The organism is Legionella quinlivanii, assembly GCF_003265995.1.
GTDB lineage: Bacteria > Pseudomonadota > Gammaproteobacteria > Legionellales > Legionellaceae > Legionella_C > Legionella_C quinlivanii_A.
The window spans coordinates 72,112-96,167 of sequence record NZ_MVJN01000012.1 but is presented as its reverse complement, the minus strand read 5'-3'; the positions used below and the strand labels follow the sequence as shown (position 1 = coordinate 96,167).

The window sequence follows — 24,056 nt, the reverse complement described above, 5'->3', positions numbered from 1 at the left end:
TTTTCCTGGCGACTATAGCGGTCTGGAACCACCTGATCCCATCTCGAACTCAGAAGTGAAACAGACTTGCGCCGATGATAGTGTGGAGTTTCTCCATGTGAAAGTAGGTCATCGCCAGGGCTTTATTGCAAAGCGGCTTTCGAGCCGCTTTTTTTTTGCCTGAAAAAAACCTCCAAACCTTCCTGCAGACGGAATCCTGTCGTCTTTGCGTCGCTAACGCTCGCAATGACGGTTCTTTTTGTACCGGTGTATATCCAGTTGAGCCTGGCTTGATGGCAGTACCTATGTACTTCGGCTTGTACCCAAATTGCCCCCTCTCCCTCTGGGAGAGGGTCGGGGAGAGGGTAAATCAGTCTCTCAGATACTATCTTTTAATTTGTATCTCTTAATTTATGGTGTATATACAGTTGTGTCTGGCTTGATGGCAGTACCTATGTACTTCGGCTTGTACCTTAGTTTATAGCCCGTTTTGCGACTAACACCATAACGTGTGCATAAGTCCGTAAAATCAAATTCATTCTTTAACCAATCACCAATAAATTTTAATTTCTCAGTTTCTGCTTCACTACTCTGCCATATCATCGGTAACACCTTTTTCTCCTAAGAAAGTGTTACCTATCTTCCCGGTTTAATCTGTTACCAGTCTACCCGGTTTATACCCTAATTGCCCCCTCTCCCTCTGGGAGAGGGTTGGGGAGAGGGCAAATCAGCCTCCCAAATACATATCTTTTAATCTGATATAATGTTTCGCTGAGTATTCGAGTTGTTCCAACTCCTGCTCGGTGAGCGGCCGAACTTGTCGCGCAGGATTACCAAGATATAAGTAGCCGGATAAAAGGCGCTTCCCGGGTGACACTACACTGCCTGCAGCAATCATAACATGATGCTCCACATGAACAGCGTCCAGTATTAATGCTCCCATGCCGATCAGACAGTAATCTTCTATATGACAGGCATGCAGAACGGCTTGATGGCCTACTGTAATCCCATTTCCCAGAATCAACTTCCTGCCACCGGCAGTAAATGGACCATCGTGTGTTACATGTAAAACAGCACCATCCTGAATGCTGCATGAATGGCCTATTTCGATAGAGTTCACATCTCCCCGGATCACCGCCATTGGCCAGACAGAACTGTCATTGTCAATCATTACATCGCCAATTACCGAGGCAGCCGGATCAATATAGACTCGTTCCCCCAAGGAGGGGGAAATGTTATTAAATGCTCTTAAATTCATCAGTTTACTCTCGCACCTAAACCATAGTTACCAATTCTTCGGCACTTGTAGGGTGGATTGCGACTGTGTTGTCGAAATCTTTTTTGGTAGCCCCCATTTTTACAGCGACGCCAAATCCTTGCAGTATCTCATCGGCATAGTAACCGATCATATGTAAGCCAATGATCTTTTCTTCTTTACCCAAGGTAACTAATTTCATGACAGTGGGCTTTTTATGCTCGCTAAACGCGTCAAACATCGGATTAAATCGGGTTTGATAGGTTTTAATTTGATCTGCTCCATATTTTGAGACCGCTTCCTCTTCACTCATGCCCACACTGCCTATCGGGGGGTGACTGAAGACAACTGAACATATATTGCTGTAATCGAGAAAGGCTTCAGCCTGGCCTCCAAAAAGACGATCACTCAGTCTTCTGCCGGCAGCGATGGCAACTGGTGTAAGCGCAGGCTCATCGATAACATCTCCAATAGCGTAAATACCTTTAATATTGGTTTGCTGAAATTTATCGACTTCAATAAGCCCTTGCGGATCCCGTTTAACCCCAATCTCATCCAGATTCAGCTGATCAGTACGGGGAGAACGGCCAACGGCTGCGATGACGACATCAAAATCACTGAGAACAGAACCGCTCTGGCAATGGATACTTCGCCTGCCATCGGTCTGTAACTCAATTTTTCGGGCACGATGGTTCGTATGAACCTGTAATCCATCTTTGAGCATTATCTCCATAAGGGTCTCGCCCAGCATAGAGTCGAATCGGCTAAGGGGTGCTTTACCTCGTAAAAACAGATGTGTTTCAGAACCCAGACCATTGAGTACTCCTGCGAGTTCAACCCCAATATATCCACTGCCAATGACCGCTACTTTTTGAGGAAGTTTTTCCAGGGCAAAAAAACCATCCGAGCTAATCGCGAGTTCAATTCCCTCAAGATCAGCCGGCATAGAGGGCTGTCCTCCAGTTGCAATAATTATGTGCGGTGCCTGATAAATCTGCCCGTTTACCTCAACCTGATCTGAGCCGACAAAGCGTCCATGCCCGTTTAGCCGGATAATATTAAATTGCTTGAAGCGCGCAAGATAATTTTCACGAAGCCGCTCAATGTAAGCTGTTCGTCTGGCGATTAATGTTGACCAATCCAGTTTAACTGAGCAGGGGTCAAAACCATAATCAGGGGCTTTTTCCATGATTTCGGCGATGCTTGAGGCATTGAACATTATTTTTTTAGGAACACAGCCCAAATTAACACAGGTTCCTCCAAGATGCTGCTGTTCAATAACGGCGACTTTCGCCCCGTATTTTGCAGCTCGAACAGCACTCGCTATTCCCCCGCTGCCCCCACCAATAACGATTAAATCAAAATTCATCATCTATGCGCCTTATTAGTTAAACTCAATTATAAGTATTTTAGTATAAATAGAATTTGCTCAAATAAAAAATTCAGGTCACTATAAAGCAATCATTTTTTTATCAAATCATTATGCGGAAATTTTTCCTGGTTTTATTGACTATAAGCAGTTTAATAGCTTGCCACCAATCACAAGAACGCCAGATACAAGGTTATGTGGAAGGTGAAAATATTTATCTGGCATCGCCTTATTCAGGGATTCTGGAGACTCTTGCGGTGCAACGCGGACAAATGGTGAAAAAAGGCGATTTACTTTTCCAGCTGGATAAAAACCCTGAATTCCTGCAAATTAAACAGTTTGAAGCCGATTTACAGCAAGCTAAAAATCTATTGAAGGATTTGGAAAATCCACGACGAAAGCCGGAAATAGCGGCTATTCAGGCACAAATTGAACAAACCGAAGCCCAAATTAAACTGGCCGAGGTGCGAGTCAGACGCTACCAGGAATTATATCGTAAGCAGGCGGCATCAAAGGATGTCCTTGATGAGGCCGTTGCTGTCTATCAGGAGCAGGTCAAGCTGAAAGAGCAATATGAGTCCAATCTTCGTCTGGCGAGACTTGGCAGTCGAGAAGAGCAGATCAATGCGCAAAAAGCCCAGATTGCTTCATTCGCGGAAAGATTGTCAGTTGCCAAATGGCAGCTGGAGCAAAAGCGGCTGTATGCACCAGCTGATGGTTTAATTTTTGATACCTATTATCGCGTGGGTGAGTTTGTAGGCAGCCAGAAAGCGGTTCTATCTCTGTTAACGCCTGCCAATGTTCGCATTGAATTTTTTGTTCCAGTGGAACTGCTGGCCGCACTGAAAGTAGGGCAGAAAATTGAATTTCTTTGTGATGGCTGCCGTACGCGTGCGCAAGCGCTGATTAGCTATATATCGCCAGAAGCTCAGTATATTCCTCCTCTGGTATATAGCCGGGAGAACACCGATAAGCTTGTTTTCCGAATCAAGGCCGATCTGCGCGAATTTAATGAATTTAAGCCGGGTCAGCCGGTGACGGTGTTTATACCATGACTGCTGAAGCCATTATCGATGTCCATGATTTATGCAAAAGTTTCAATGGCAAAGTGGTGGTCAATGGGGTCGACATGTATGTTAAAAAAGGAGAAGTGTTCGGCTTTCTTGGCCCTAATGGCAGTGGGAAGACGACAACCATCCGTATGCTTTGCGGTTTGCTGACACCGGATTCTGGCAGCGGAACTTGTCTAGGCTATGATATTTTGCGAGAGTCGGCCAGGATTAAAGAGCATGTTGGCTATATGACTCAGAAATTCAGTTATTACACTGATCTGAGTATCGAAGAAAATCTTAATTTTGTCGCCCGTGTTTATAATCTGGATAATCGAAAACAACGGGTTGAACGGGCCTTGGAGGATTTAGGGCTGACTCATCGGCGCAAGCAGTTAACCGGTGAGCTGTCGGGGGGCTGGAAGCAGCGTGTAGCCTTGGCAGCATGTCTCTTGCATGAGCCAGAGTTACTGCTTCTCGATGAACCTACAGCCGGAGTTGATCCTTTGGCACGCCGCGAGTTCTGGGATAAAATTCACTCATTAAGTCAGCAAGGCATTACCACCCTGGTATCAACACATTATATGGATGAAGCTGAGCGCTGCACCCGTCTGGCATATCTGGCCTATGGCGATTTGCTGATTACTGGAACAGTGAGTGAAGTCATTGCATCTACAAAGTTACTAACCTGGAAGATTACTGGTGATGTAACTACCAGCTTATTACAGGAAGCTAAAGAAATGAAGGCTGTGATGCAGGCTGCCTTGTTTGGCAATCAAATTCATGTAAGCGGGTATCAGGCAAAAGAGATTGAAGCCGAATTGCAGCAGCTTGCCCAACGCCATAGGATAAAATGGCAGCCAATTGACTCCACACTGGAAGACGCCTTTATCAGTCTGGTTAAAAAATCAAAAGGAGGTAGCGCTTGATTCATCAGGGGTTTTCTCGTTTGCTGGGTATTATGGTCAAAGAATTCATTGAAATGAGGCGCGATAAGGCAACGTTTGGGATGATTCTGGCTATTCCTCTTATGCAATTGATTTTGTTTGGTTATGCGATTAACACCAATCCCCGTCATCTGCCTACGGCCATTGTTAATCCTGAACCTTCCCAGTTTACAAGGCGTATTCTTCTGAGTATGCAAAATTCAACCTATTTTCAGTTTATCAGTCCCTCCAGTTCAGAGGAAGAAGCACGGCGGCTGATTAAAAGAGGAGAAGTGCAGTTCGTAGTGAATTTTCCTCCTGATTTTTCGGAGCAATTGGTCAAAGGGCTCAAGCCTGGCGTTCTACTGGAAGCGGACGCGACTGATCCTGCGGCGACCAGCCGCGCTGTTGATGTATTCACGCAGATGGCTTCTCTGGCATTAACTGAAGAGCTTAAGGGGCCTCTGGAATCATTAGCTGATCAGGGCCCCCCCTACGAACCTCTTGTTCATACCATTTACAACCCTTTGGCGATTACTGCCTATAATATTGTGCCGGGACTTTTAGGTGTTGTTTTAACAATGACAATGGTAATTGTAACGGCTCTGGTAATTACCCGTGAGTATGAACGGGGTACAATGGAAAATCTGCTCGCTACCCCTTTAAGGCCGCTGGAAGTGATGGTCGGAAAACTGCTGCCTTATATTATAGTCGGTTACGTCCAGGCTTTATTGATTTTATTGATGGCCAGATTTTTATTCCATGTGCCAATGGAAGGAAACATCTTCCTTCTTCTTTTCTTAAGTTTGCCATTTATTGCTGCAAATCTTGCAATGGGTCTGACCTTTTCTACTGTTGCTACCAACCAGTTGCAGGCAGTACAAAGTGCTATGTTTTTCTTTTTGCCTTCCATTCTATTATCAGGATTCATGTTCCCTTTCCGGGGCATGCCTGTTTGGGCTCAATGGGTAGGGAGTGCTTTACCCCTGACGCATTATCTGATCATTGTTCGGGGAATATTACTCAAGGGCAATGGTTTCCTTGATGTATGGCGAGAAACCATCCCGATTATGATCTTTACTGTAGTTATTCTGCTTATTGCATTTAAGCGATACAGGCAAACCCTGGATTAACATTGTGCTTTTATTTAATCTGATTCGAGATATTGGACAACTCGTGTTTCAACTCGCGAATCAATCAAAACGCCCACATGATCCACTCCAGGCAGTAAAGTCAGGCTTGCAAAAGGATATCGGCGACAAAAAATAATGGACTCCTGCGGGCTAATCGAGTCATCCTCTTTTCCATGAATACATAAAATAGGAATTTCACAGCTGTTAATCATTCGCCGATAGTTTAAATGATCAATGCTGGTTTTGGAGTTTTGCCTAATCACATTTCGCAATTGCAAAAAGGCAGAGCCGTTTAACCCCAAACGTCTGGCTAATTTACTCACCGGCGTTCTCATCTGAGTGGGTGAGGCAATGAGAATGGCCTTGTCAGGCATGTGTTCTATTTCCCATTCGGGTAGTTGATGAGCAAGATTTAAAGTGTTTAGCAACATGGAGCCGCCAAAGGAGTGTCCTAACACCGCATAAAAAGGCCCTAGTTCATTAAGCGTTTCTTTTAAAATACTTACCGCATCCAGCCAGGTTAACTGCCATCCGCGGGCTTCGCCATGCGCAGGAAAATCAATTGCATAGACATCATAGCCCTGTTGATGGAGCGCCCGTATTACTCGAACCATATAGGCTGCTCTGGACATCCAGCCATGAGTCACCAATACTTTTTTCGCTTGCGGATTGCCTGGCTGCTCAAAGCGATGTATTACATGATGGCGTGGTTTGTCTCTATGTATCACGGCGGTTCGTTTAGAAGCTACAAACTCACAGGCACGAGCTGCAAAATCCCGATATTCTTTCTCGAGCGGCAGAGGTAAGGGGGTAATAAAAAAATGATAGCAGAACTGTGCCTGTAAGAAATCTTTCACTTCAGTTAAAGTATTAACTATCATGATCACTGTCCTGTCAGTAATTAACGTTTAATTAGCACGTGGAAATCGAGATTTCCCGCTAGCAGGTTAATTCATTCAGATGATATAAGACGTCTTTGTTATCATTCATTCTCTAATTTAAAGTTTAGCACCTTGTTTTATGACTAGCCAAACCGATTGATAATTGCAAACTGCAAGGCTCTGTCTCAAATCATTGTTTTGCTGACAATTATGAGAACTATGAGGTTATATTTCTTTCAAATTCATAGTATTATCTTAAGAATGGTATTGGACTTTTAGCCAGTCTCAATTTAGACTTTAGCAATACCTACTGCTTCAGAAAGGAAAATTTCATGCACAGCTCAAATTATCTCTATCATCATGGTGAACAGGAGTTACATGGTTTTCTTGCTTATGATGATTCCATTGACCAGCCTCGTCCTGCGGTGATTATTGCTCATGACTGGAGCGGGCGAAACGAATTCGCCTGCCATAAGGCGGAGATGCTGGCTAAAGAGTTAGGTTATGTTGGTTTTGCCCTGGATATGTATGGGCATGGACGTATCGGATACACGACCGATGAAAAAATCGCTTTGATGCAGCCATTGGCGGGAGACCGGCGTTTGTTGCGTGATCGTATCCGTGCGGGTTTTGATGCAGTGATTGCGATGTCTGAGGTGGATAGTACCCGGGTTGCGGCTATTGGTTTTTGCTTTGGTGGTTTATGTGTTCTGGACCTGGCGCGCAGCGGTGCGGAACTGGCTGGTGTGGTCAGCTTTCACGGATTACTCGATAAACCAAAACACATTCCCAATCAAAAGATTCAGGCTAAAGTTCTTGCTCTGCACGGCTATGACGATCCAATGGTACCCCCGCAACAACTTAATGATTTTTGTCAGGAAATGACGGAAGCAAAGGTTGACTGGCAAGTTCATCAGTATGGGTTGACAAAACATGCGTTCACCAATCCCAACGCTCATGATCCTGATTTGGGAACGATTTATAATCCGGTAGCCGCCAAACGATCCATGCAAGCTATGAAAAATTTTCTTCAAGAAATTTTCAAATAGATCAGTACTATGCGTAAATTTGCAGGGTTTATTTTAAAAAGCGTACTTTTAATCTGTCTAAGTGCGGAAGCTGCTTTTGCGGCGGATACAGTCAAGGATTTTCAAAGCTGGCTGACAGTGCTTGGCATGGGCTCTTTAGGCAAAGGGCAGCTTGAGCCATTCAAGCTCTGGGTGGAAGCGCAAGAGCGCGCAGGGGATAATGTGGAGCGGGCAACGCAAACATTGCTTAGGACTGGCTTGGGCTATGCGGTAAATCAGGAGACCACCCTTTGGCTCGGTTATGCCTGGGTGTATACAGAAGAACCCTTAACAAGACATCCGTTTCATGAGAACCGTATCTGGCAGCAGCTTTTTTGGACTAAAAAATTCCAGGAGTTAACCTTTTCAATACGTTGCCGTCTTGAGGAACGCTATCTGGAAACCAGTGATAATACTGCTTATCGCTACCGACAGTATTTTAAGCTGATGGTTCCTCTGGTACCGACGGCCAAACTTAATCTCGCCAGCACTGAAGAGGTTTTCTGGCATTTGAATAATTTCAATGGATTGAACAATCGTGGTTTTGATCAGAACCGTTTTTTTATTGGTTTTAATTACAAGCTAAACTCCGCACTCACAACAGAAATTGGTTACCTGAATCAATACATCAGACGTGTGAATACGAATAATTTCCAAGCCAATGTTTTAGCCATGAATCTTTTTTTGAATTGGTAAAATTAATGTTTAATTGCCGTTAATCCAGTGCTCTCCCAGGTGTCCAATTGAGAATGTTTACAGTCTTATTCATTCGTGAAAGCAAGGAACGTTTCTTTCTGCTAACGAATGATACAGTTGTAGAAACAATTACTCCAATTTGTTCATTTACAAACTAATAGAAAAATGTTACTCAGTTAATGTTTTGATAATACTAAGCGTATAAACTAGGAACATAAAAATGCGTCAGAATCCTTGCTTCAAAATTTAGGAGTATTGAATGAGTGTTGTTAGGGCTAGCTATATCAGCCTTGAATGTGAAGGCAATAGGCGACCTTTTCTATTGGGTTGCAGCGGTGGCGGTGGACACATCTCAGCGATTAAAGGGATTCATAAGTATTTAGAAAGAGAATATGCGAAAGCGGGAATTGAGTTTGATTTTCCCGAATATGAGCCGGTATTACTGGAACATAAAGGCAACAATCCGTCTCGCGACCTGATCCTCAGAGGACAGGGTCTGCTATACGATTATCGAATATCTCCTCTGCTTAAAAAAATCAGCGCGCTCACTCCAATACCCATTATTCCCTCAAAAGAAAGCCTGGAGGATGAAACCAGGCGCTTAAACGATGCTGAAAAGAAGCTCAATCGATACTATCGCGATATGTTGCTGGATTATTATGATGCCGGATATGAGAGTGCAGGGATCTGGAATATATTACAGCGCGAGGATGCGGTTACTGAGCTTAAAAAACTAATCGACTTACAAAAAAGTAACGATGATCAAAATTATTCTACAGTTAAGGAACGATTATTAACTGATTTAAAAGCGGCAGCAATTAAAGGTGAGCCTTACACTGAAATAATAAGCACGCAGGCAATGGGGTTGCCAGCACTTTGTGATGCGGTGATAGAATATAACGAATGGGCTAAGCAGTATTACAAGAGCTATAACCAGCTAGTAATTCAGCAATATTTTACTGATTTACCTACTGAGGGGGCGGTTCATTTTTTTAATCCCTTAGCTCGCCTGAATAAAAAGCAGCAGCAGCAAATGCGGTTGTATGGTGTTGGAATGACGGACGATATCATTCGTTTTCATTTTCCCAAGGGAGAACATTTTGCCGGCATTTATGATGTGCCTGCGAAGGACAATCCGATGGTTCGTCCAGGATTTAAAAATCCTGACCTGGATTATAGTCGATATTTTCATGAGCCTTGCAAAATAAGTCTCAAAAATCCGGATGATAGCGAATCTGATTATTCTGTCGCTGCCCACGAGCAGATCGCGACTATTCTTCTCGGTAGCCAGGCGGGTAATGACACAGTTAAATACATTGAAACCCTTTTAACAAATGGCTATGAGAAAATTTTTGTCCTGGGTGGTCATAAATTTAAAAAAGAAATAGAGGAAATTAGCTCGCGTTATCCGCATCTCAGTAGCCTCATCATTCCTGTATCGACAAATCAGGATGATATCAGTTTAACGCCATTACTTACCCGAAGTAATCTGCTCATTCAGCGGGGCGGCGGGGTTAGTGTGATGGAAGGAATGGCTTTGCCCCATAACCCTGAGCAAACCATTCTGGTTCATCATGCGGATAATGGCAGCCTGGATGAAACCAGACTGACATCTGGCATTCGCTGGGAAGATTGTAATGTTGACCGCTTGATAAAAGCATTATCTCAGCAAGGTATTGAGTGTAAAAAAACCTCACCTAAGCTGGCAAAATTACAAATCCCCAGAGCCAGGCTTCATGCCGCGCTTATTCGGATAGAAAATAATTTTAAAGCGCAATTGAGGGACGCTCAGCCCGTGCTGTCGACTCATAACCGCAAGCAGTTACTTGAAAAAAATGAGCATCTCGAGAAAGCCATTAAATTTTCAGCCAATTTCCGTCAATCTTTACCCTATCTTAATCAATTTATCCTTGAAGATTTCGTGGCTCTTTTATCTCATCCCCTGATTAGGGAAGAGCCAAAACGCTTGCTCCAAATCATGGCGGGTTATAAGCGCTGTACAACCAAACAAAGTCGTGCAAATTGGGAAATTGTGCTGAATAACTTATTAAGTGAGGAACGACTGACCCATTCCTGGCTAAATAAGTTAAGTCATCCTGAGCTGGCTGAGCCTGTTATCACCAAAGAGGTGCTGCGAAGTATCATTTTGAGAATGCTGGAATTACAGCAAAGTCTTTCAGGTAAAGAGCTGCATATTGCGACCAAATTATCACTTAGTATCGTTGAGCGAGCCAGCCTGAATGATTTGAAGGGCTTAAAACAATTATTATCCTCAGCCGTTCCACCGAAAGGCACGACTAATGATAATCTAAAGAAATATTACGCTCTTTGTAATTGTCTCGCCGAACGCCTGCAAACCCGTTCGGATGTACAGGAGTTAAATTATCTTCTTTTAAATCCAAAACCCGGAACCAAAAGTCGGGGAGGAAGCCTGATTGGTGAGCATGGAGAACCTAAGACCAGATTATTATCTTCAGCCGGGCAACTGGAAGATGCTTTAAAAGTGTATATTCTAGGCATGAAGTCTGACTTGAATAATTATAAAAAAAATCAGTTTCGCTTTTTCAGCCCCCGATATATGGTTCACTATAATCTTATGCATGAAAAGCTGAATATTGCTGAAACATTACTCACCAATTTAACCCGACTCAATCAAAAAGAATTACCTGAGCAGACGCGGGCCAAATTGATGGCTAAAATGCTGGTAACCGCGCAAAAAGTGAATGAGAAAGTAGTAGATCGGGCGTTTTTTGCTTCAAGCGGCAGATTAGGCGAGTTGTTAAATTCGCATGTCGGTTTTATGAAAAACAATTATTCAATTGCCTATCATCAGGGATGTGTCGAATTGCATTCCAAAACATTTACGACGAGCAGCGGGCTTCACTAGCCTGCTGGCAACATCGAAATTTTCTCTTTTAATAACTTTTCAGCAAGCCGGATTTGTCGACGGGTTGCTGCCATGATATAAATCAGAAGGGTAATCATTTAACAGGAGAATTTTGTGTCAAAATTTAATGACGTAACCAAAGGAATCAGCACTCAACTCGCGAAAATGCGCAAAGAAATGCCTGACGTTATGGCCGGATTTTCTTCTTTAGCTCAGGCCGCTACCAAAGATGGCGCGCTGGATAAAAAAACGAAAGAACTCATCGCAATGGCTCTGGCTGTCGCCAATCATTGCCCTGGCTGTATCGGGTTCCATTCACAAGCTCTGGTTAAATTACAAACTTCACGTGAAGAGTTGATGGAAACTTTGGCGATGGCTATTTATATGGGCGGCGGGCCGTCTTTAATGTATGCCGCAGAAGCGCTGGAAGCATTTGAAGAGTTTAGTGCCTAGAGGCTCAGGCTGCCCTCACTACCATTAAGTCAAGGGAATTCTGCGATTACATGTAGCAACTGTCTTGAATTTTTAATTCAAGACAGTTGCTACAATGATACTTAATGGCAGTGACCTTAAGAAGGCAAGCCCAAAACTGAACTCATATGCTGCATGCGCGCTGTTTTTCCGGTAGCTGAATTGGATGAAGCAGCTGGAGCGGCTGCATTCCCCTGGCAGGGAAAGCTTTTCATTACACCAAGCCAGGCGACCTGAGACACGGTCATTTTACTTTTGTCGCTTTCCTGGCTTGAGATACCATTATAGGTTTGAACAATGATGTTATTCATCGTCATTGCATCCAGTTTTTTTCCTTCGGGGAGGCAGAATAACTGACGTCCCTGGCTTTTTGCTAAATCATTGGCCTGAGTCAGTGTTTCGGCAATACTTTCTGCAGTAATAATCAGAACATTCCGGGCTGAACGCGCCCAGGCCTGGGATTGGGCATCGGCTTTCATTTCCATCTGCGGGATGTTATTTGAAATGTTGATATAATGATCAATGGTGTCTGCTTTGACCAGGAAAGACAGGGTAGATAACATTAGAAATAAATAGGTCCGCATTAATAGTTCCTGTTATAGCAGTTCGATAGGACAGACTCTACAAACTCTTCCGGAAATAATCAAGATTAATGAGGATAAACGGGCAGGTAGTTGAAATAACTTTGCAGACATTCAGAACCGCATTCATCGTGAGTATTATCCAGGCAAAGAAAAAAAGATTTTGCGCCCCGCTTTCTGGCTTCCCGCATGGCATCATCCAGCGTTGAGAATGAAGCCAGGTCAGTTCCCTTGTGCACATAATCTGTCTTGTGGTTTGCGATTAACTCAACCAGGTATTGATGTAATTCAGTCGGCGAATAAATGAGCCCTACCGGATTGTCTTCCGATAACTCCAATATTCCCTCTCGTGATAAATTATCCATAGTCGCTTTAGATAGAAAATAACCATGTTATAAATTATAGCAAATTGGTTTCGAATTTGACAAAAAACATCTTTTCAGGCTAATGACAAGCCTGTTTTCTCTGCTCCAGAATGGAAAACACTTCATTATCACCAATCACCAGATGATCGAGCAGCTGGACATCAATCAGCTTCAGCGCCTGACTCAGGCATTCAGTAACCCGATAGTCCTGCTGGCTAGCTTCACATAATCCTGAAGGGTGATTATGGGCAATGATGACTGCGGCAGCATTCAGTTTGAGTGCGCGCTCCACCAGAGGACGCGGGTGGACAGTAGCCGCATTGATAGTGCCGTGAAATAATTCTTCATAGCAGATAACCCGGTATTGACTATCCAGAAATAAAGCCGCGAAAATCTCATTTTTCTTGTCGCGTAGCTGACGTTTGATATAGCGATAAGTTTGCTCTGTACTGCCAAGCTGCTGGTCTTTTTTCAAAGTGATAAATTCGCTGCGCAGGCAAATCTCACGCGCCGCCTGTAGCTGCAGGTATTTCACTTGCCCAAGACCTGGAATGCACTTGAATCCTTGTATATCTGCATTAAGAATCGCGCGCAAATCACCAAATGTTTTAAGTAAATCCTGAGCTAACTGCAGACAAGAGCGTTTGCCGTTACCAGAGCTGATAAAAATTGCAAGCAACTCCGTATCAGACAGCTTTTCAGCGCCAATAGTTGCCAGTTTTTCGCGCAAATCCAGGGATTGCGCGTTAAACAAATTTGTCATTCTTATTCCTTTATAGCGAGGTTTGTGTTTTGATCGGGGATTATTCTTATCAAAACTGTTCAAGCATGCAAGATTTTGAAGATAAAAAAATACTGTTAGGTGTTTGCGGGGGTATTGCCGCCTATAAATCTGCTTATTTAGTTCGTGAACTGACCCGACTCGGTGCAGAGGTGCAGGTGGTGATGACCAGGGCCGCCACAGAATTTATTTCTCCCATGACCTTTCAAGCCCTAAGCGGCAAAGAAGTACGCATGGATTTATTCGATCCACAAGCCGAGCGTTCAATGGGACACATCGAACTGGCGCGTTGGGCCGATTATTTAGTCATCGCACCGGCGACCGCGAATTGTCTGGCCAGGATGGCTCAGGGGCTGGCTGATGATTTACTTTCGACCCTGTATCTGGTGGCCAATATTCCAGTCCTTGTATGCCCGGCAATGAATCACAGCATGTGGAATCATCCGGCGACTCGCGATAACTGTGAGCTGTTGAGTCAGCGTGGCGTTGTTTTTGTCGGACCCGATGAAGGAGATCAGGCTTGTGGGGAGTTTGGTCCGGGAAGAATGGCGGAAGCACCGGCTGTAATCAGCAGTTTACGTCTGCTGAAAGTTCGCCGGCTTCTGGCAGGGCAACACGTTCTTATCACCGCTGGGCCCACCCGGGAAGCACTGGATCCTGTACGATACATTAGCAACCATAGTTCCGGACGTATGGGCTATGCGCTGGCTGAAGCTGCCTGTATGGCAGGGGCTAAGGTGGTATTGATCAGCGGACCCACTGATTTGCCGCCTCCATCGAATATCGAATGCCATCGAGTGATTTCTGCCAAAGAAATGTTTGACAAGGTGATGCAGCATTTAAAACCTGGAACTTTATTTATCGGATGCGCCGCTGTGGCTGATTATGCGCCTGTTGCTGTGGCTTCGCAAAAAATCAAGAAACAGCAGGGCCAAAAGCCAGTCATTGAATTACAGCTTAATCCGGATATTTTAAGCAGTGTTGCGCAGTCCAAAAAGGCGGGGCTGGTGATGGGCTTTGCCGCAGAAACCGATAATTTAATCGAAAATGCCAGACAAAAGTTAAAAAATAAGCAGCTTGACTTAATTGTAGCAAATCAGGTGGGGAACGGCTTAGGGTTTGATCGCCTGGAAAATGAGGTGGTGGTTATCTCGCAAAAAGAAGAAATCCATTTGCCTTTGAACAATAAACAGCGATTGGCGGCTGATCTTATTGCAATCCTGGCTTCAACTCTTCAAAATGTCGCCTCATCTGAAGTTTCTGGAGATAACTGATGGAACACGCAATTCAACTTAAAATCCTGGATCCCCGTCTTGGGAACAGTATCCCGTTGCCATCGTATGCCACTGAAGGGTCTGCTGGTCTTGATTTACGGGTCTGTATCGATGAACCTTTGCAAATTGCTGGCGGTGAGACGGTTCTTTTGCCTACCGGTCTGGCTATTTACATCGCAAACCCGCAATTGGCGGCTGTTATCCTGCCTCGTTCTGGTTTAGGGCATAAACACGGTATTGTGCTGGGTAATCTCGTGGGGCTTATTGATTCTGATTATCAGGGGGAATTAAAAATTTCCTGCTGGAACCGCAATCAGGAGCATTTTACTGTGAATCCTGGTGAACGTATTGCCCAATTGGTCTTCCTGCCGGTTGTTCAGTGCCAGTTTAAATTGGTGGATGCTTTTATCGAAACCCCACGAGGTGAGGGCGGTTTTGGCAGCTCGGGGAGAGGCTGATGCCTTATGTTGAAAAAGAAGTAAGCCCGCTGGTATTTCGTGCTTACGATATTCGCGGCGTGATTGATGAAAACTTTAATGAGGATGCTTTCTATAGCATTGGCAAAGCACTCAGCGTCCGCATGAAGGCTTTGAATCGCAGCAGTATTTTTCTTGCTCGTGATGGGCGCCTGACCAGTGAGCGCCTGGCAGAAGCATTAAAATGCGGTCTGCTTAGCAGTGGAATCGATGTGATAGAACTCGGGGCGGTATCCAGTCCTGTGCTGTACTATGCCACTCATCTGCCGCAATCAGATTCGGGCCTCATTGTGACCGCAAGTCATAATCCAGCTGAGTATAATGGGATTAAAATGGTCCTGGCGGGTAAAACGCTGACCAAATCTGAAATCATGGATTTATACCAAATCATACAGAATGGCCAATTCATAGAGGGGCAGGGAAAAAGCTCTTTCCTGAATATTCTGGATGCCTATGCCGATCTGGTTGTTTCAAATGTGCATGTCGCTCGACCATTCAAGATAGTTGTGGATTGCGGCAATGGTATCGCAGGCCCCCTTGTCCCCAAAGTTTTGGAGCGCCTGGGTTGTGAGGTGATTCCTCTGCATTGCGAGGTAGATGGCCATTTTCCCAATCATCATCCCGATCCCACCATTGAGGAAAATTTAACAGAGTTAAAAGATACGGTCAGAAAGCATCAGGCTGATATTGGCCTGGCTTTTGATGGCGATGCGGATCGTCTGGGTGTAATTACCGAAACGGGAGAAATGATCTGGCCCGATCGTCTGATGATGTTTTACGCCCGCGATCTATTGAAGAAAACAAAAAATGCGACCATCGTTTTTGATGTGAAATGTTCTGCGTTTCTAACCCGGATTATTGAACAGGGTGACGGCGTGGCGCAAATGTGTCCCACGGGTCATTCGATTGTGAAATCAGTAATGGAAGAAAAAGGCGCTATTCTGGCTGGTGAAATGAGCGGGCATTTATTTTTCAAAGATCGCTGGTTTGGCTTTGATGATGCTTTATACAGCGCCTGCCGCTTGCTGGAGCTCTTAAGTCAAAGCCCGCTAAGCCCCAGTCAGCAGTTTGCGCAAATCCCGATAAGTGTCAATACGCCGGAAATTAAAATCCCGATGGAAGAGAAAGACAAATTTCTGTTTATGCAGGAGTTTGAAAAAAAAGCAGAATTTCCCAAAGGGCGTGTGATTGGAATTGATGGCTTACGGGTGGAGTTTGCGGACGGATGGGGTTTATTGCGAGCTTCCAATACCACACCTTGTCTGATTGCAAGATTTGAGGCCGAGGATGAAAATGCTCTGGAAAAAATCAAAACGCTGTTTCGTAAACAGATTAATCAGATTAATCCGGCATTGGAATTACCTTTTTAATTGTTCTTACTGTTCCTATGTGCTCACGGTTGTTTGGGTGCATAGATAAAGATAGTTGCAAAAAAACGTCTTTGCGAGCGTTAGCGAAGTAATCCAGTGTGAGCACGCTAGCTTACGTAAGTAAACCCTCATTAATAAGGATATTTTATGGATCATGGAAATATAGCCTGGATGCTAATATCCTGTGCTCTGGTAATGTTAATGACGCCTGGCCTTGCCTTTTTTTACTCTGGTTTAAGCCCAGTACGAAACACATTAAATACAATCAAAATGAGTTTTATTTGTCTGGCGATCATCCCGCTTATATGGGCGGTCTTTGGCTATTCTTTAGTCTACGGCGGGAGTAATCAATGGCTGGGAAATATGGATTATCTGGGACTCGCGGGTTTATTTTCTGCGGAAAATAAGAGCTTACCTATTCCCATTCCACTGTTTATGTTATTTCAAATGATGTTTGCAGTCGTCTCTCCGGCCATAATTTCCGGTGCGCTGGTAGGGCGAATGAAATTCAGCAGTTACATTTTGTTTGTATTTTTTTGGACCATTCTCGTCTATATTCCTTTGGCGCACTGGGTTTGGGGGGGTAATGGGTGGTTAGCACAAATTGGCGCCATTGATTTTGCCGGCGGGATCGTGGTTCATATCAGTGCCGGATTTTCTGCATTGATTGCTGCGATTATTCTTGGGCCAAGAATTGGCTTATCGCAGCAAAAAAATCGTCCCCACAATATCCCTTTTGTGGTTCTTGGTGCTTCAATGTTATGGTTTGGCTGGTTTGGATTTAACGCAGGCTCTGCCTCCGCTGCCAATGATTTAGCTATTTGCGCGGCCATTACCACGATGCTGGCTGCAAGCTCCGCGGTTACAACCTGGACTTTGCTATTATGGGCGCGGGGAAAAAGGCCCTCTGCAGTTGGCGCATCAGCTGCCGCGGTGATTGGCCTTGTTGCTGTTACGCCTGCATCTGGCTTCGTTACTCCGATGGGAGCCATAGTTATTGGAAGTATTACAGCAATCATTGCGCAGTTTTGCCTGGACTTCCTGAATCGTTTCGAGACGGTCGATGATGCGGCGGATGTCTTTGTCTGTCATGGCATCTCGGGTGTGATTGGTTCTGTTCTGACCGGTGTATTTGCCACGGTAACTATGAATTCCGCTGGTAAAGACGGTTTACTGGCTGGAAACGCTATGCTGATAGTTTACCAGTTGATAGCAGTCATTGTTGCAATTGCCATCTCCATAATCGGCACGGCATTGATTCTCTTTACTTTAAAAAAGCTGATAAACATCCGCTCAACCCCCGAGGAAGAAATTCAGGGGGTGGATATCATTGAGCACGGCGAAAAGGCCTATGACCATACACTTTCGCCCTAAAATATTACATAATTTTATTTGAGTGCTCGTATGAGAGGCTTTGCTCAGCACCCTGATTTTTTAATTGATTCAGATTTTCTTTCATAATCAAACTTGCAGGCGCTGTTGTCGGCTTCATATTTGCAGGCAAATCCTCTGCTATTTCTGAGTCTTGAATAAGAGAAATTTGATTTAAGTAACTCATAAAATCATTAACTCCGGGTCGTAATTCTGGATTAGCCTGCAAGCTCATTTGAATGAGTTCTCTAGCTGCCTTTCCTGGCTCGGTTTGGAAAACTTCCGCTGAAAAGTCAAGGGCATCCGCTGTATTACTGACCGTTGAGTCACAGCCTGCAAGCTGAAGTTTTGAGGCCCAGGATAATTTTTCATCGCCTTGCTGCATGGTCAGTAAGTCGTATAACATCACAGCCAGCTGATAGCTGGAAAATTTATCCATGTTTATATGCACATTGCTTGATAGATCCCTAAGATATTCGGGTGCGGCAAAAGAATAAGTAGTATTCACTTCTTCATATTTTTCCAATGTGCCATCAGCTTTTAAAGGGCGAATAAATTTTATATCAGAAACCGCCAGCTGCAATTGGTCATTGACTAAAAAGTTTTCTGCCTTAATATCCGGATGACCATAGCCTTTCTTAGCCAACAGAGCAACAAATTCCGCAACCTCCAGAGTTCTTTGCAAAGCCATGCTCACTGAAAGCTCGGGCGTTGCTTTGGCGTGCCGGGATTGGTATCGTAAAATATCACCATTCTGGCAAAATTCAGATACGGTGATCAGATTATTGTTCCCCATTGCCAATAAAGGGGTGACTGCACGCAAATAATCCTGAGTAAGAAACTTGCTAATCTCTGGATCCCGGCGTAGTTGGTTAATCACACCGGGTTTGTAATCATTCCCGTCAGCCATGCGGATTAAATAAGATTGACCTGTTTCCAGATTGGTGGTCACCCAGTTTTTGTTATTGCCACCCCCTTGAGGCCCCAATCGCTTAGTCTCAAAACCAGGTATAATATCCATTTGGTTGCTGGATAATTGTTTTGAGAGCTCCAGCAGTGCTCGATTCTGAGGAGAGCGGGAGCCCAATAGTTCGGCAGCCACATGCTTCTGATGTTCGAGCTCAACTTTTTTATCTTCCAGGGTTTCAAAAATATAATTCATTTCAAAAAGAACGGCACTCAATAAATTACGCAGCCGATGCTGGGCAACTGGCTTTCTATTGGTTTCAGTAGGGTGGTTTAGCTGAAGCAGTATATGATTTTTCAGTTGTTCAAGGGCATTGTAGTAACTGATCTTCGCTTGCTCACTCTCATGCTGCCCTGTACGTTGCTGGTGAACCGCCAGCAGTAAAGGGTCTATTTTTTCATATAATTCATTCCTTGCAGCTAAAAAATTCCGAGGCGTTGTGTGCTTCGTCCACTCTTTAACGGTTGGAAGAGGTGTGGGATGCTGCGCCAATTCCAGAACGCTTTTTTCGCCAGAGGTTCCGGGGAAAACGCTTGTTTCAAAAGATGCGAGTTCCTCCATCACCAGGCTGCTTGAATACCAATTAAGATAATTATCGATATCTTTATCCACAAAGTTAGGGTCATGTTTCGTTTGCATGTCTATAAAAACTGTTTCAGATAAAGTATGTATCTGCGCCAGAAGCATAGCCTGTTCCCGCCTGTCTGACTTTTTCTGATCATACAAACGGATAAGCGAGTTCAGTGTGTTTATTTCGGCCAGTTTTCCGGACGTCTGGATTGGTGTGAGCATACATACTCCGATTCATTCCCTTAACTACAGTGTAGAATACGGATTCAGGTTTGCTATTAATGAATACTCATACCGGGTGTTCTATTTTGTAACAGATGCTGATACTCATTGGATGCAAGATCGGCTGCCAGCTTATTATGCTCATTGCATAAATCGGTTCTTGCACCATGTGCAAGAAGTAGTTCAATCATTTTTCCATTGCTTTGCCCGGCAGCTAAATGAAGAGCAGTATTGAGTTTACGGTCTTGCTTATCAATTAAATTGAATTTACTCGTTAACACCGCTGTCACTGCTTCAACATAACCTCCGGCTACGGCATAATGCAGAATAGTTTGATTGTGAAGCGTTCGATGTTCAACCATCGCCCTATTTCTTAACAAGGGCTGATATATTTTTTTTAATCCAAGTAACAAGGCCACATGCAGTAATGTTTCGCCTTCATCATTGATTGCTTGCAATGCCGACGGATTTTTCTGAAGCGCGTCCAATGCTTCATCCTCCATTTGGGCTCGCAGCAAATAGAACAGGATATTTTCACCTGCGGCATCCAATCGCTGAACAATTTCAGGCAAGGTATGAGAGAACTCTCGGTAACACTCTTGTCGCATGGCGGTATTGTGGCATTGCAAAGCCAGCATGATTGGCAGCTTACCTGCCATATTCGCTTGCATGGCTGACATATTCAGTTGCAGCAGAAACCGTATGACCCGAGGATGACCATTAATTGAAGCCAGATGCAGCGCTGAATTATTAAAGTTATTCACATGTTGCAGGCAGTTTTTCCTGACCTCGTTATTACTGTGCGGCCAGGCCTGTATCAGAAATCGATCCATCCCATTTTTAGCAGCATAGCTGAATACTATCAGAGATGAATCGAAATCAAGGGTTTCATCCAAAGCGTTTTTATTTTTTATTCGCTCATAACTTTCATACAAGTGTTTAAGGGCGGTGATAGTTTGCTGGGGCTGTAAATCACTTTTAATATTTCTGCGAAAATAATTGATAATTGTTTCCAGATCGCGCTCATTGATTTCATCAGGATTGATCTGCAATTGTCGAAGGCGTGTTTCCCAGCTCGCTGGTCCAAAAAAACCTTTCATAGCTGTCCTGTCCTTGTTGTTTAAACGAAGTATAGTCCGAAATCAGCCGCAGTGAATCATGGAATTGGAGCTAGTTGAAAGTAATGCCGATTTTTTTTACAAATCAATTGTGGCAAGGTACTATTGCTGCTCATACAGGTCATTATAATGCCATTCCCAGGAGATAGGGGGGCAAGTCAGGAGTGCGTATGCGAATTGTGCAATGGGTCAAATCGTTTGTTATGTTTGGCGGTCGGTCTAATCTCATTGATGAACTCGATGACGACATTGAAAATAATTTAGAGAAAAATAATCCCCCTCAGGCTGAAAGTTCAGGAGAATCCAATCCTATTCTGGATGGAGCAAAGTCTGCTCCTGCTCCTGAAAAAAAGGCATCACTCTGGGGTGCATTTTCCTATTTCATTTCTTATATTTGTACTGGAAAAAATCTTCCGGACATAAGCCTTGCGCAAGTCATGAATCTGATTCAGGCGCTTGCAAATGGGTCCAGTTCTTTTTTGTTCGCGAAAATTGCCGAGGCATCGTTCACGGATGAAAAATCAATTGAAATAATGGGGGTAGAGTATTCAGTTGAGTCCCTTGTTGCAGCACTTACCTGCATTTATGCTCTAGGAGGACTTGCTAAAACACAGGCGCAAATACTTCTCACAGGGCCCCGTGCGGATACCTTTGAACGGGTGGTCACTGAAGCAACTGAAAGACAAGTAGGGCTTACTCTTGAAGAGAGCATTCGGCTCGGTTCATATCCTCAGATACAGCTTATTCAAAAAAGCATGGGTATTGAGGAGCTGATTGAAGCCTTGTTCGGCGAGACGCTCAGTGCCGCCGATATAGCTATTCTGGGAAGCGCCCTCATGGCAGTATTGACTCACTCCGCGGCTTTGGGAATCAGTGCCGTGTCCATTTTTACTGCCTGTGGGCTTTTTGCTGCTACCAGGGTGAACACTATAGTCGAGGCGAAATCAGAATATATACAGAAAAATAATAAAGTATGGGAAACATTTCTTGGCGCATTGGCCAACAAGGGAATAATAGACAATTTTGATAAAAAAGCTGCTGCCAGGGCGCTTGTTTCAGGGGCAAACAAAACCTTCGGTGAAGCACTGATTAAAATGGATAAAATAAAGCATAGAACCAGCCAGGGATATACCGCAATCTCGAGAACAGGTATGCTCTTGGGCGCTGTTTATGCCGCCTATCAGTTAAGAGAAGGAGCGCTTAGCCCTCAAAGCTTTATCTTCATCCTTGGCTATCTCAATCAATTATGCCAGATGGCCCCCGATTTTGGGGCGGCTTTCACGCGTCTATTGTCTTTAATGCCAGACTTACAAACGGTCTATGGTCAATTTATAGATAACAGCAAGCAGATAATAGACAAACATCCTGATGTAAAACTGGACTTAACTGAAAACGATCATCCCGCCATTGAGTTTAAAGACATTCGCTTTAGATATCCCAAAAACGAGGATAATGAGCAAGAGCGCAAAATATTAAGAGGGATTTCAACCAGGATCCAAAAAGGAGAGTGGGTTGCGGTTGTCAGTGCCAGTGGCGGGGGTAAAAGTACCCTTTTCAATTTGTTATTTGGCCATTCCACACAAAGTGGAGGCTCTATTTATATTAATGGGCAGGATGTCGATGGTATAAGCCTTCGGGCGCGGCAGGCTTTTATCACCTTATTTTCTCAAAAGGCGGGCTTATTTAAAGGATCAGTCAAAGAGAATATCCTGTTTGGTGCTCAGGAGCCGGTGGAGGATGTGGATACTGTAATCTTCAACCTGGCTGAATTATTGGGTATTGATGAACTCTTAAATCGCTTGTCCAGTAAACTGGACACGGATGTGGGTGACCAGGGGCAGGGCTTATCAGGGGGCGAGCAACAGAAGATTGCTATCCTTCGCGGCTTAATGAAAAATAGGGACGGTATTTTTCTCCTTGATGAAATTACATCTGCTCTGGATGCTACCTCAGCAAGAAAAGTGATGGAGGCCTTTAAGAAATATTTCAAGCCCTATGCGGCTTTGATGATTACGCATGAATTGAGCGAAGCACGGGATTTTGCCGATAGGATTATTGTAATCGACGGCGGAAGGGTCATAGCTGAGGGAACCCATGAGGAGTTAATAGGGAATTGCCAATTTTATCGTGACTTATGGAAGGCGGCCAATAAAGAGAATACTCCCTCAAGCTCTTATCAAAAGATGACTGCAAAAATGGGGGTGGATGCTAAAAGGGAATCCGGGGATATTGAAATTGAAAGCGATGGGCATTGGGATAGCCCTTTACAGACCAGTCCCAAACGCAGAAAGCCGGAAAAAGAAGGGAAGGCCGCCAGCAACTCCAGCACCATTGCCCCCTCTTAGCCAGGTTCACAGAACCTAATGTAAATCCTGGATTACCAGGGCTTACAGTCGACTGAAAAAGGTGAGGGATTAAAGTTTGTCAGCTTATCTTCTGCCCTTTCTTTGTCTTGCTCTACGTCGTCCTTCTTCAAATCGGGTTTGGGTTCCATCGCCAATGGCGATAAAACTAAACCCTTCTTTTCCTCGCGCGATTTCTCATTGATTACTGCGGGTCTCGGAACCGGTAAGAGATTGTTCGCTAACTGTTGAATAAAGGCATCGTATAAGGAACGGGAAGGAAGATTAATACGTAAGGAGAGTATATTTTTCTTCGTATCTTCAACCAGGTGGATGCAATCATCACTTAAATGATGTTGTTTTTTAAATGAATTGAACTCTTTAATAACTGCGGTCATAAACTTGTTTAATTCGTTTCTTTGCTTTTCAGATAAAGCATCTGGCTCGCATTGAAGCTTAATAGTCAACGTCAGCGATTTAGGATCAGTATGGACCAGCAATAAGCCTTGCTCGATTAACTCAGCAATTACCGCGGGATCAAATAGTTCCTCATCTGACTCAGCTTCTTCACTATTCTCTATTGGAGTAAACTCAACCAGGAAATCTTCATCATCGGCTAAGGGAGATAAATTTGTCAGTGATAACTCAAGGTTTTGGCTGCTGGTATTCTCTGATGACTCTTCAGTCCCGCCGCCACCGCCGCCCCCGCCATGTCCAAAACAACGGGGAGTTGGCGCAATTTCTTTAAAACAGGTCTTGCAGCGTACTTTAGCTGACTCCGCGGCCGCTTCTTTTTCTTCTTCACTTTTCCTGAATCGTTGTAAAACCATGGTGATAGAGGAGCTTGAGGCGTTCTCGTTCAGGCTTGGGGTAGTCTTTTGCTGGGCTTCTGGCATGGGGCATCCT

Annotated in this window: 21 protein-coding genes and 1 rRNA gene; 13 read left to right on the top strand and 9 right to left on the bottom strand. The window is 44.2% G+C overall.

The annotated features are described in order from the left end of the window. Nucleotides 1–4: 4 nt before the first annotated feature. Nucleotides 5–120 (top strand): 5S ribosomal RNA (gene rrf, locus B1207_RS14245). Between the two features lie 586 nt (nt 121–706). On the opposite strand, the gene B1207_RS14235 is transcribed toward rrf, so the two are convergent. Together B1207_RS14235 and gorA are read right to left on the bottom strand one after the other, a co-directional pair. Further along, the gene (locus B1207_RS14235; RefSeq protein ID WP_112220569.1) at nt 707–1,237 is read right to left on the bottom strand and encodes a gamma carbonic anhydrase family protein; all 531 of its coding nucleotides are present in this window, start codon (nt 1,235–1,237) and stop codon (nt 707–709) included. Nucleotides 1,238–1,253: 16 nt separating this feature from the next. Then, nucleotides 1,254–2,606, bottom strand: coding sequence for a glutathione-disulfide reductase (gene gorA / locus B1207_RS14230; RefSeq protein ID WP_112220568.1), 1,353 nt, complete (start codon nt 2,604–2,606; stop codon nt 1,254–1,256). 110 nt (nt 2,607–2,716) lie between these two features. On the opposite strand from gorA, the gene B1207_RS14225 reads away from it, so the two are divergent. From B1207_RS14225 to B1207_RS14215, 3 genes are read left to right on the top strand one after another with little or no spacing between them, the layout of a single operon-like run. Further along, complete coding sequence (locus B1207_RS14225; protein ID WP_112220567.1) at nt 2,717–3,658, top strand: HlyD family secretion protein; 942 nt, start codon at nt 2,717–2,719, stop codon at nt 3,656–3,658. After that, a complete protein-coding gene (locus B1207_RS14220; protein WP_112220566.1) occupies nt 3,655–4,581 on the top strand; it encodes an ABC transporter ATP-binding protein in 927 nt (308 codons plus the stop codon). The genes B1207_RS14225 and B1207_RS14220 overlap by 4 nt, the downstream gene beginning before the upstream one ends. Continuing rightward, nucleotides 4,578–5,711 (top strand): ABC transporter permease, encoded by a 1,134-nt coding sequence (locus B1207_RS14215; RefSeq protein ID WP_253255876.1) that lies wholly within the window; start codon nt 4,578–4,580, stop codon nt 5,709–5,711. The genes B1207_RS14220 and B1207_RS14215 overlap by 4 nt, the downstream gene beginning before the upstream one ends. A gap of 14 nt (nt 5,712–5,725) precedes the next feature. Here the strand turns inward: B1207_RS14215 and B1207_RS14210 are convergent, their stop codons facing one another. Continuing rightward, nucleotides 5,726–6,592, bottom strand: coding sequence for an alpha/beta hydrolase (locus tag B1207_RS14210; RefSeq protein WP_112220565.1), 867 nt, complete (start codon nt 6,590–6,592; stop codon nt 5,726–5,728). 332 nt (nt 6,593–6,924) lie between these two features. On the opposite strand from B1207_RS14210, the gene B1207_RS14205 reads away from it, so the two are divergent. The 4 genes from B1207_RS14205 to B1207_RS14190 all read left to right on the top strand — a co-directional run bounded on the left by B1207_RS14205 (nt 6,925) and on the right by B1207_RS14190 (nt 11,695). Continuing rightward, nucleotides 6,925–7,641, top strand: coding sequence for a dienelactone hydrolase family protein (locus B1207_RS14205; protein WP_112220564.1), 717 nt, complete (start codon nt 6,925–6,927; stop codon nt 7,639–7,641). A gap of 9 nt (nt 7,642–7,650) precedes the next feature. Continuing rightward, the gene (locus tag B1207_RS14200; RefSeq protein ID WP_112220563.1) at nt 7,651–8,355 is read left to right on the top strand and encodes a DUF2490 domain-containing protein; all 705 of its coding nucleotides are present in this window, start codon (nt 7,651–7,653) and stop codon (nt 8,353–8,355) included. Between the two features lie 259 nt (nt 8,356–8,614). After that, complete coding sequence (locus B1207_RS14195) at nt 8,615–11,242, top strand: hypothetical protein (protein WP_112220562.1); 2,628 nt, start codon at nt 8,615–8,617, stop codon at nt 11,240–11,242. Nucleotides 11,243–11,407: 165 nt separating this feature from the next. Then, nucleotides 11,408–11,695: a carboxymuconolactone decarboxylase family protein gene (locus B1207_RS14190; protein ID WP_058508053.1), complete on the top strand. Its 288-nt coding sequence runs from the start codon at nt 11,408–11,410 to the stop codon at nt 11,693–11,695. A 116-nt stretch (nt 11,696–11,811) separates the two neighbouring features. Here the strand turns inward: B1207_RS14190 and B1207_RS14185 are convergent, their stop codons facing one another. The 3 genes from B1207_RS14185 to radC all read right to left on the bottom strand — a co-directional run bounded on the left by B1207_RS14185 (nt 11,812) and on the right by radC (nt 13,422). Beyond that, on the bottom strand, nt 11,812–12,297 hold the full coding sequence (locus tag B1207_RS14185; protein WP_233012449.1) for a phosphatase: 486 nt from the start codon (nt 12,295–12,297) through the stop codon (nt 11,812–11,814). A gap of 65 nt (nt 12,298–12,362) precedes the next feature. Further along, nucleotides 12,363–12,659 carry a hypothetical protein gene (locus B1207_RS14180; RefSeq protein ID WP_112220561.1) on the bottom strand — a complete coding sequence of 99 codons (297 nt, stop codon included), beginning with the start codon at nt 12,657–12,659 and terminating at the stop codon, nt 12,363–12,365. A gap of 79 nt (nt 12,660–12,738) precedes the next feature. Beyond that, nucleotides 12,739–13,422 carry a RadC family protein gene (radC, locus tag B1207_RS14175; RefSeq protein ID WP_112220560.1) on the bottom strand — a complete coding sequence of 228 codons (684 nt, stop codon included), beginning with the start codon at nt 13,420–13,422 and terminating at the stop codon, nt 12,739–12,741. Nucleotides 13,423–13,487: 65 nt separating this feature from the next. Here radC and coaBC point away from each other — a divergent pair, with 65 nt between their 5' ends. The 4 genes from coaBC to B1207_RS14155 all read left to right on the top strand — a co-directional run bounded on the left by coaBC (nt 13,488) and on the right by B1207_RS14155 (nt 17,934). Next, a complete protein-coding gene (coaBC, locus tag B1207_RS14170) occupies nt 13,488–14,714 on the top strand; it encodes a bifunctional phosphopantothenoylcysteine decarboxylase/phosphopantothenate--cysteine ligase CoaBC (RefSeq protein WP_112220559.1) in 1,227 nt (408 codons plus the stop codon). Beyond that, nucleotides 14,714–15,172, top strand: coding sequence for a dUTP diphosphatase (gene dut, locus B1207_RS14165; RefSeq protein ID WP_112220558.1), 459 nt, complete (start codon nt 14,714–14,716; stop codon nt 15,170–15,172). The genes coaBC and dut overlap by 1 nt, the downstream gene beginning before the upstream one ends. Further along, nucleotides 15,172–16,560 carry a phosphomannomutase/phosphoglucomutase gene (locus B1207_RS14160; protein ID WP_112220557.1) on the top strand — a complete coding sequence of 463 codons (1,389 nt, stop codon included), beginning with the start codon at nt 15,172–15,174 and terminating at the stop codon, nt 16,558–16,560. The genes dut and B1207_RS14160 overlap by 1 nt, the downstream gene beginning before the upstream one ends. 147 nt (nt 16,561–16,707) lie before the next feature. Further along, the gene (locus B1207_RS14155; RefSeq protein ID WP_112220556.1) at nt 16,708–17,934 is read left to right on the top strand and encodes an ammonium transporter; all 1,227 of its coding nucleotides are present in this window, start codon (nt 16,708–16,710) and stop codon (nt 17,932–17,934) included. Nucleotides 17,935–17,938: 4 nt separating this feature from the next. Here the strand turns inward: B1207_RS14155 and B1207_RS14150 are convergent, their stop codons facing one another. Further along, the gene (locus B1207_RS14150; protein WP_112220555.1) at nt 17,939–19,690 is read right to left on the bottom strand and encodes a protein kinase domain-containing protein; all 1,752 of its coding nucleotides are present in this window, start codon (nt 19,688–19,690) and stop codon (nt 17,939–17,941) included. Nucleotides 19,691–19,746: 56 nt separating this feature from the next. Further along, a complete protein-coding gene (locus tag B1207_RS14145; protein WP_112220554.1) occupies nt 19,747–20,790 on the bottom strand; it encodes an ankyrin repeat domain-containing protein in 1,044 nt (347 codons plus the stop codon). Nucleotides 20,791–20,978: 188 nt separating this feature from the next. Between B1207_RS14145 and B1207_RS14140 the strand changes: the two genes are divergently transcribed. Beyond that, nucleotides 20,979–23,153: an ATP-binding cassette domain-containing protein gene (locus tag B1207_RS14140; protein ID WP_112220553.1), complete on the top strand. Its 2,175-nt coding sequence runs from the start codon at nt 20,979–20,981 to the stop codon at nt 23,151–23,153. 32 nt (nt 23,154–23,185) lie between these two features. Here the strand turns inward: B1207_RS14140 and B1207_RS14135 are convergent, their stop codons facing one another. Further along, the gene (locus B1207_RS14135) at nt 23,186–24,046 is read right to left on the bottom strand and encodes a hypothetical protein (protein ID WP_112220552.1); all 861 of its coding nucleotides are present in this window, start codon (nt 24,044–24,046) and stop codon (nt 23,186–23,188) included. Nucleotides 24,047–24,056: the final 10 nt, after the last annotated feature.

Coding starts and splice junctions, on each gene's coding strand:
- B1207_RS14235 (WP_112220569.1), bottom strand. CDS start 1,237: ATGAATTTAAGAGCATTTAATAACATTTCCCCCTCCTTGGGGGAACGA.
- gorA (WP_112220568.1), bottom strand. CDS start 2,606: ATGATGAATTTTGATTTAATCGTTATTGGTGGGGGCAGCGGGGGAATA.
- B1207_RS14225 (WP_112220567.1), top strand. CDS start 2,717: ATGCGGAAATTTTTCCTGGTTTTATTGACTATAAGCAGTTTAATAGCT.
- B1207_RS14220 (WP_112220566.1), top strand. CDS start 3,655: ATGACTGCTGAAGCCATTATCGATGTCCATGATTTATGCAAAAGTTTC.
- B1207_RS14210 (WP_112220565.1), bottom strand. CDS start 6,592: ATGATAGTTAATACTTTAACTGAAGTGAAAGATTTCTTACAGGCACAG.
- B1207_RS14205 (WP_112220564.1), top strand. CDS start 6,925: ATGCACAGCTCAAATTATCTCTATCATCATGGTGAACAGGAGTTACAT.
- B1207_RS14200 (WP_112220563.1), top strand. CDS start 7,651: ATGCGTAAATTTGCAGGGTTTATTTTAAAAAGCGTACTTTTAATCTGT.
- B1207_RS14195 (WP_112220562.1), top strand. CDS start 8,615: ATGAGTGTTGTTAGGGCTAGCTATATCAGCCTTGAATGTGAAGGCAAT.
- B1207_RS14190 (WP_058508053.1), top strand. CDS start 11,408: ATGCGCAAAGAAATGCCTGACGTTATGGCCGGATTTTCTTCTTTAGCT.
- B1207_RS14185 (WP_233012449.1), bottom strand. CDS start 12,297: ATGCGGACCTATTTATTTCTAATGTTATCTACCCTGTCTTTCCTGGTC.
- B1207_RS14180 (WP_112220561.1), bottom strand. CDS start 12,659: ATGGATAATTTATCACGAGAGGGAATATTGGAGTTATCGGAAGACAAT.
- radC (WP_112220560.1), bottom strand. CDS start 13,422: ATGACAAATTTGTTTAACGCGCAATCCCTGGATTTGCGCGAAAAACTG.
- coaBC (WP_112220559.1), top strand. CDS start 13,488: ATGCAAGATTTTGAAGATAAAAAAATACTGTTAGGTGTTTGCGGGGGT.
- dut (WP_112220558.1), top strand. CDS start 14,714: ATGGAACACGCAATTCAACTTAAAATCCTGGATCCCCGTCTTGGGAAC.
- B1207_RS14160 (WP_112220557.1), top strand. CDS start 15,172: ATGCCTTATGTTGAAAAAGAAGTAAGCCCGCTGGTATTTCGTGCTTAC.
- B1207_RS14155 (WP_112220556.1), top strand. CDS start 16,708: ATGGATCATGGAAATATAGCCTGGATGCTAATATCCTGTGCTCTGGTA.
- B1207_RS14150 (WP_112220555.1), bottom strand. CDS start 19,690: ATGCTCACACCAATCCAGACGTCCGGAAAACTGGCCGAAATAAACACA.
- B1207_RS14145 (WP_112220554.1), bottom strand. CDS start 20,790: ATGAAAGGTTTTTTTGGACCAGCGAGCTGGGAAACACGCCTTCGACAA.
- B1207_RS14140 (WP_112220553.1), top strand. CDS start 20,979: ATGCGAATTGTGCAATGGGTCAAATCGTTTGTTATGTTTGGCGGTCGG.
- B1207_RS14135 (WP_112220552.1), bottom strand. CDS start 24,046: ATGCCAGAAGCCCAGCAAAAGACTACCCCAAGCCTGAACGAGAACGCC.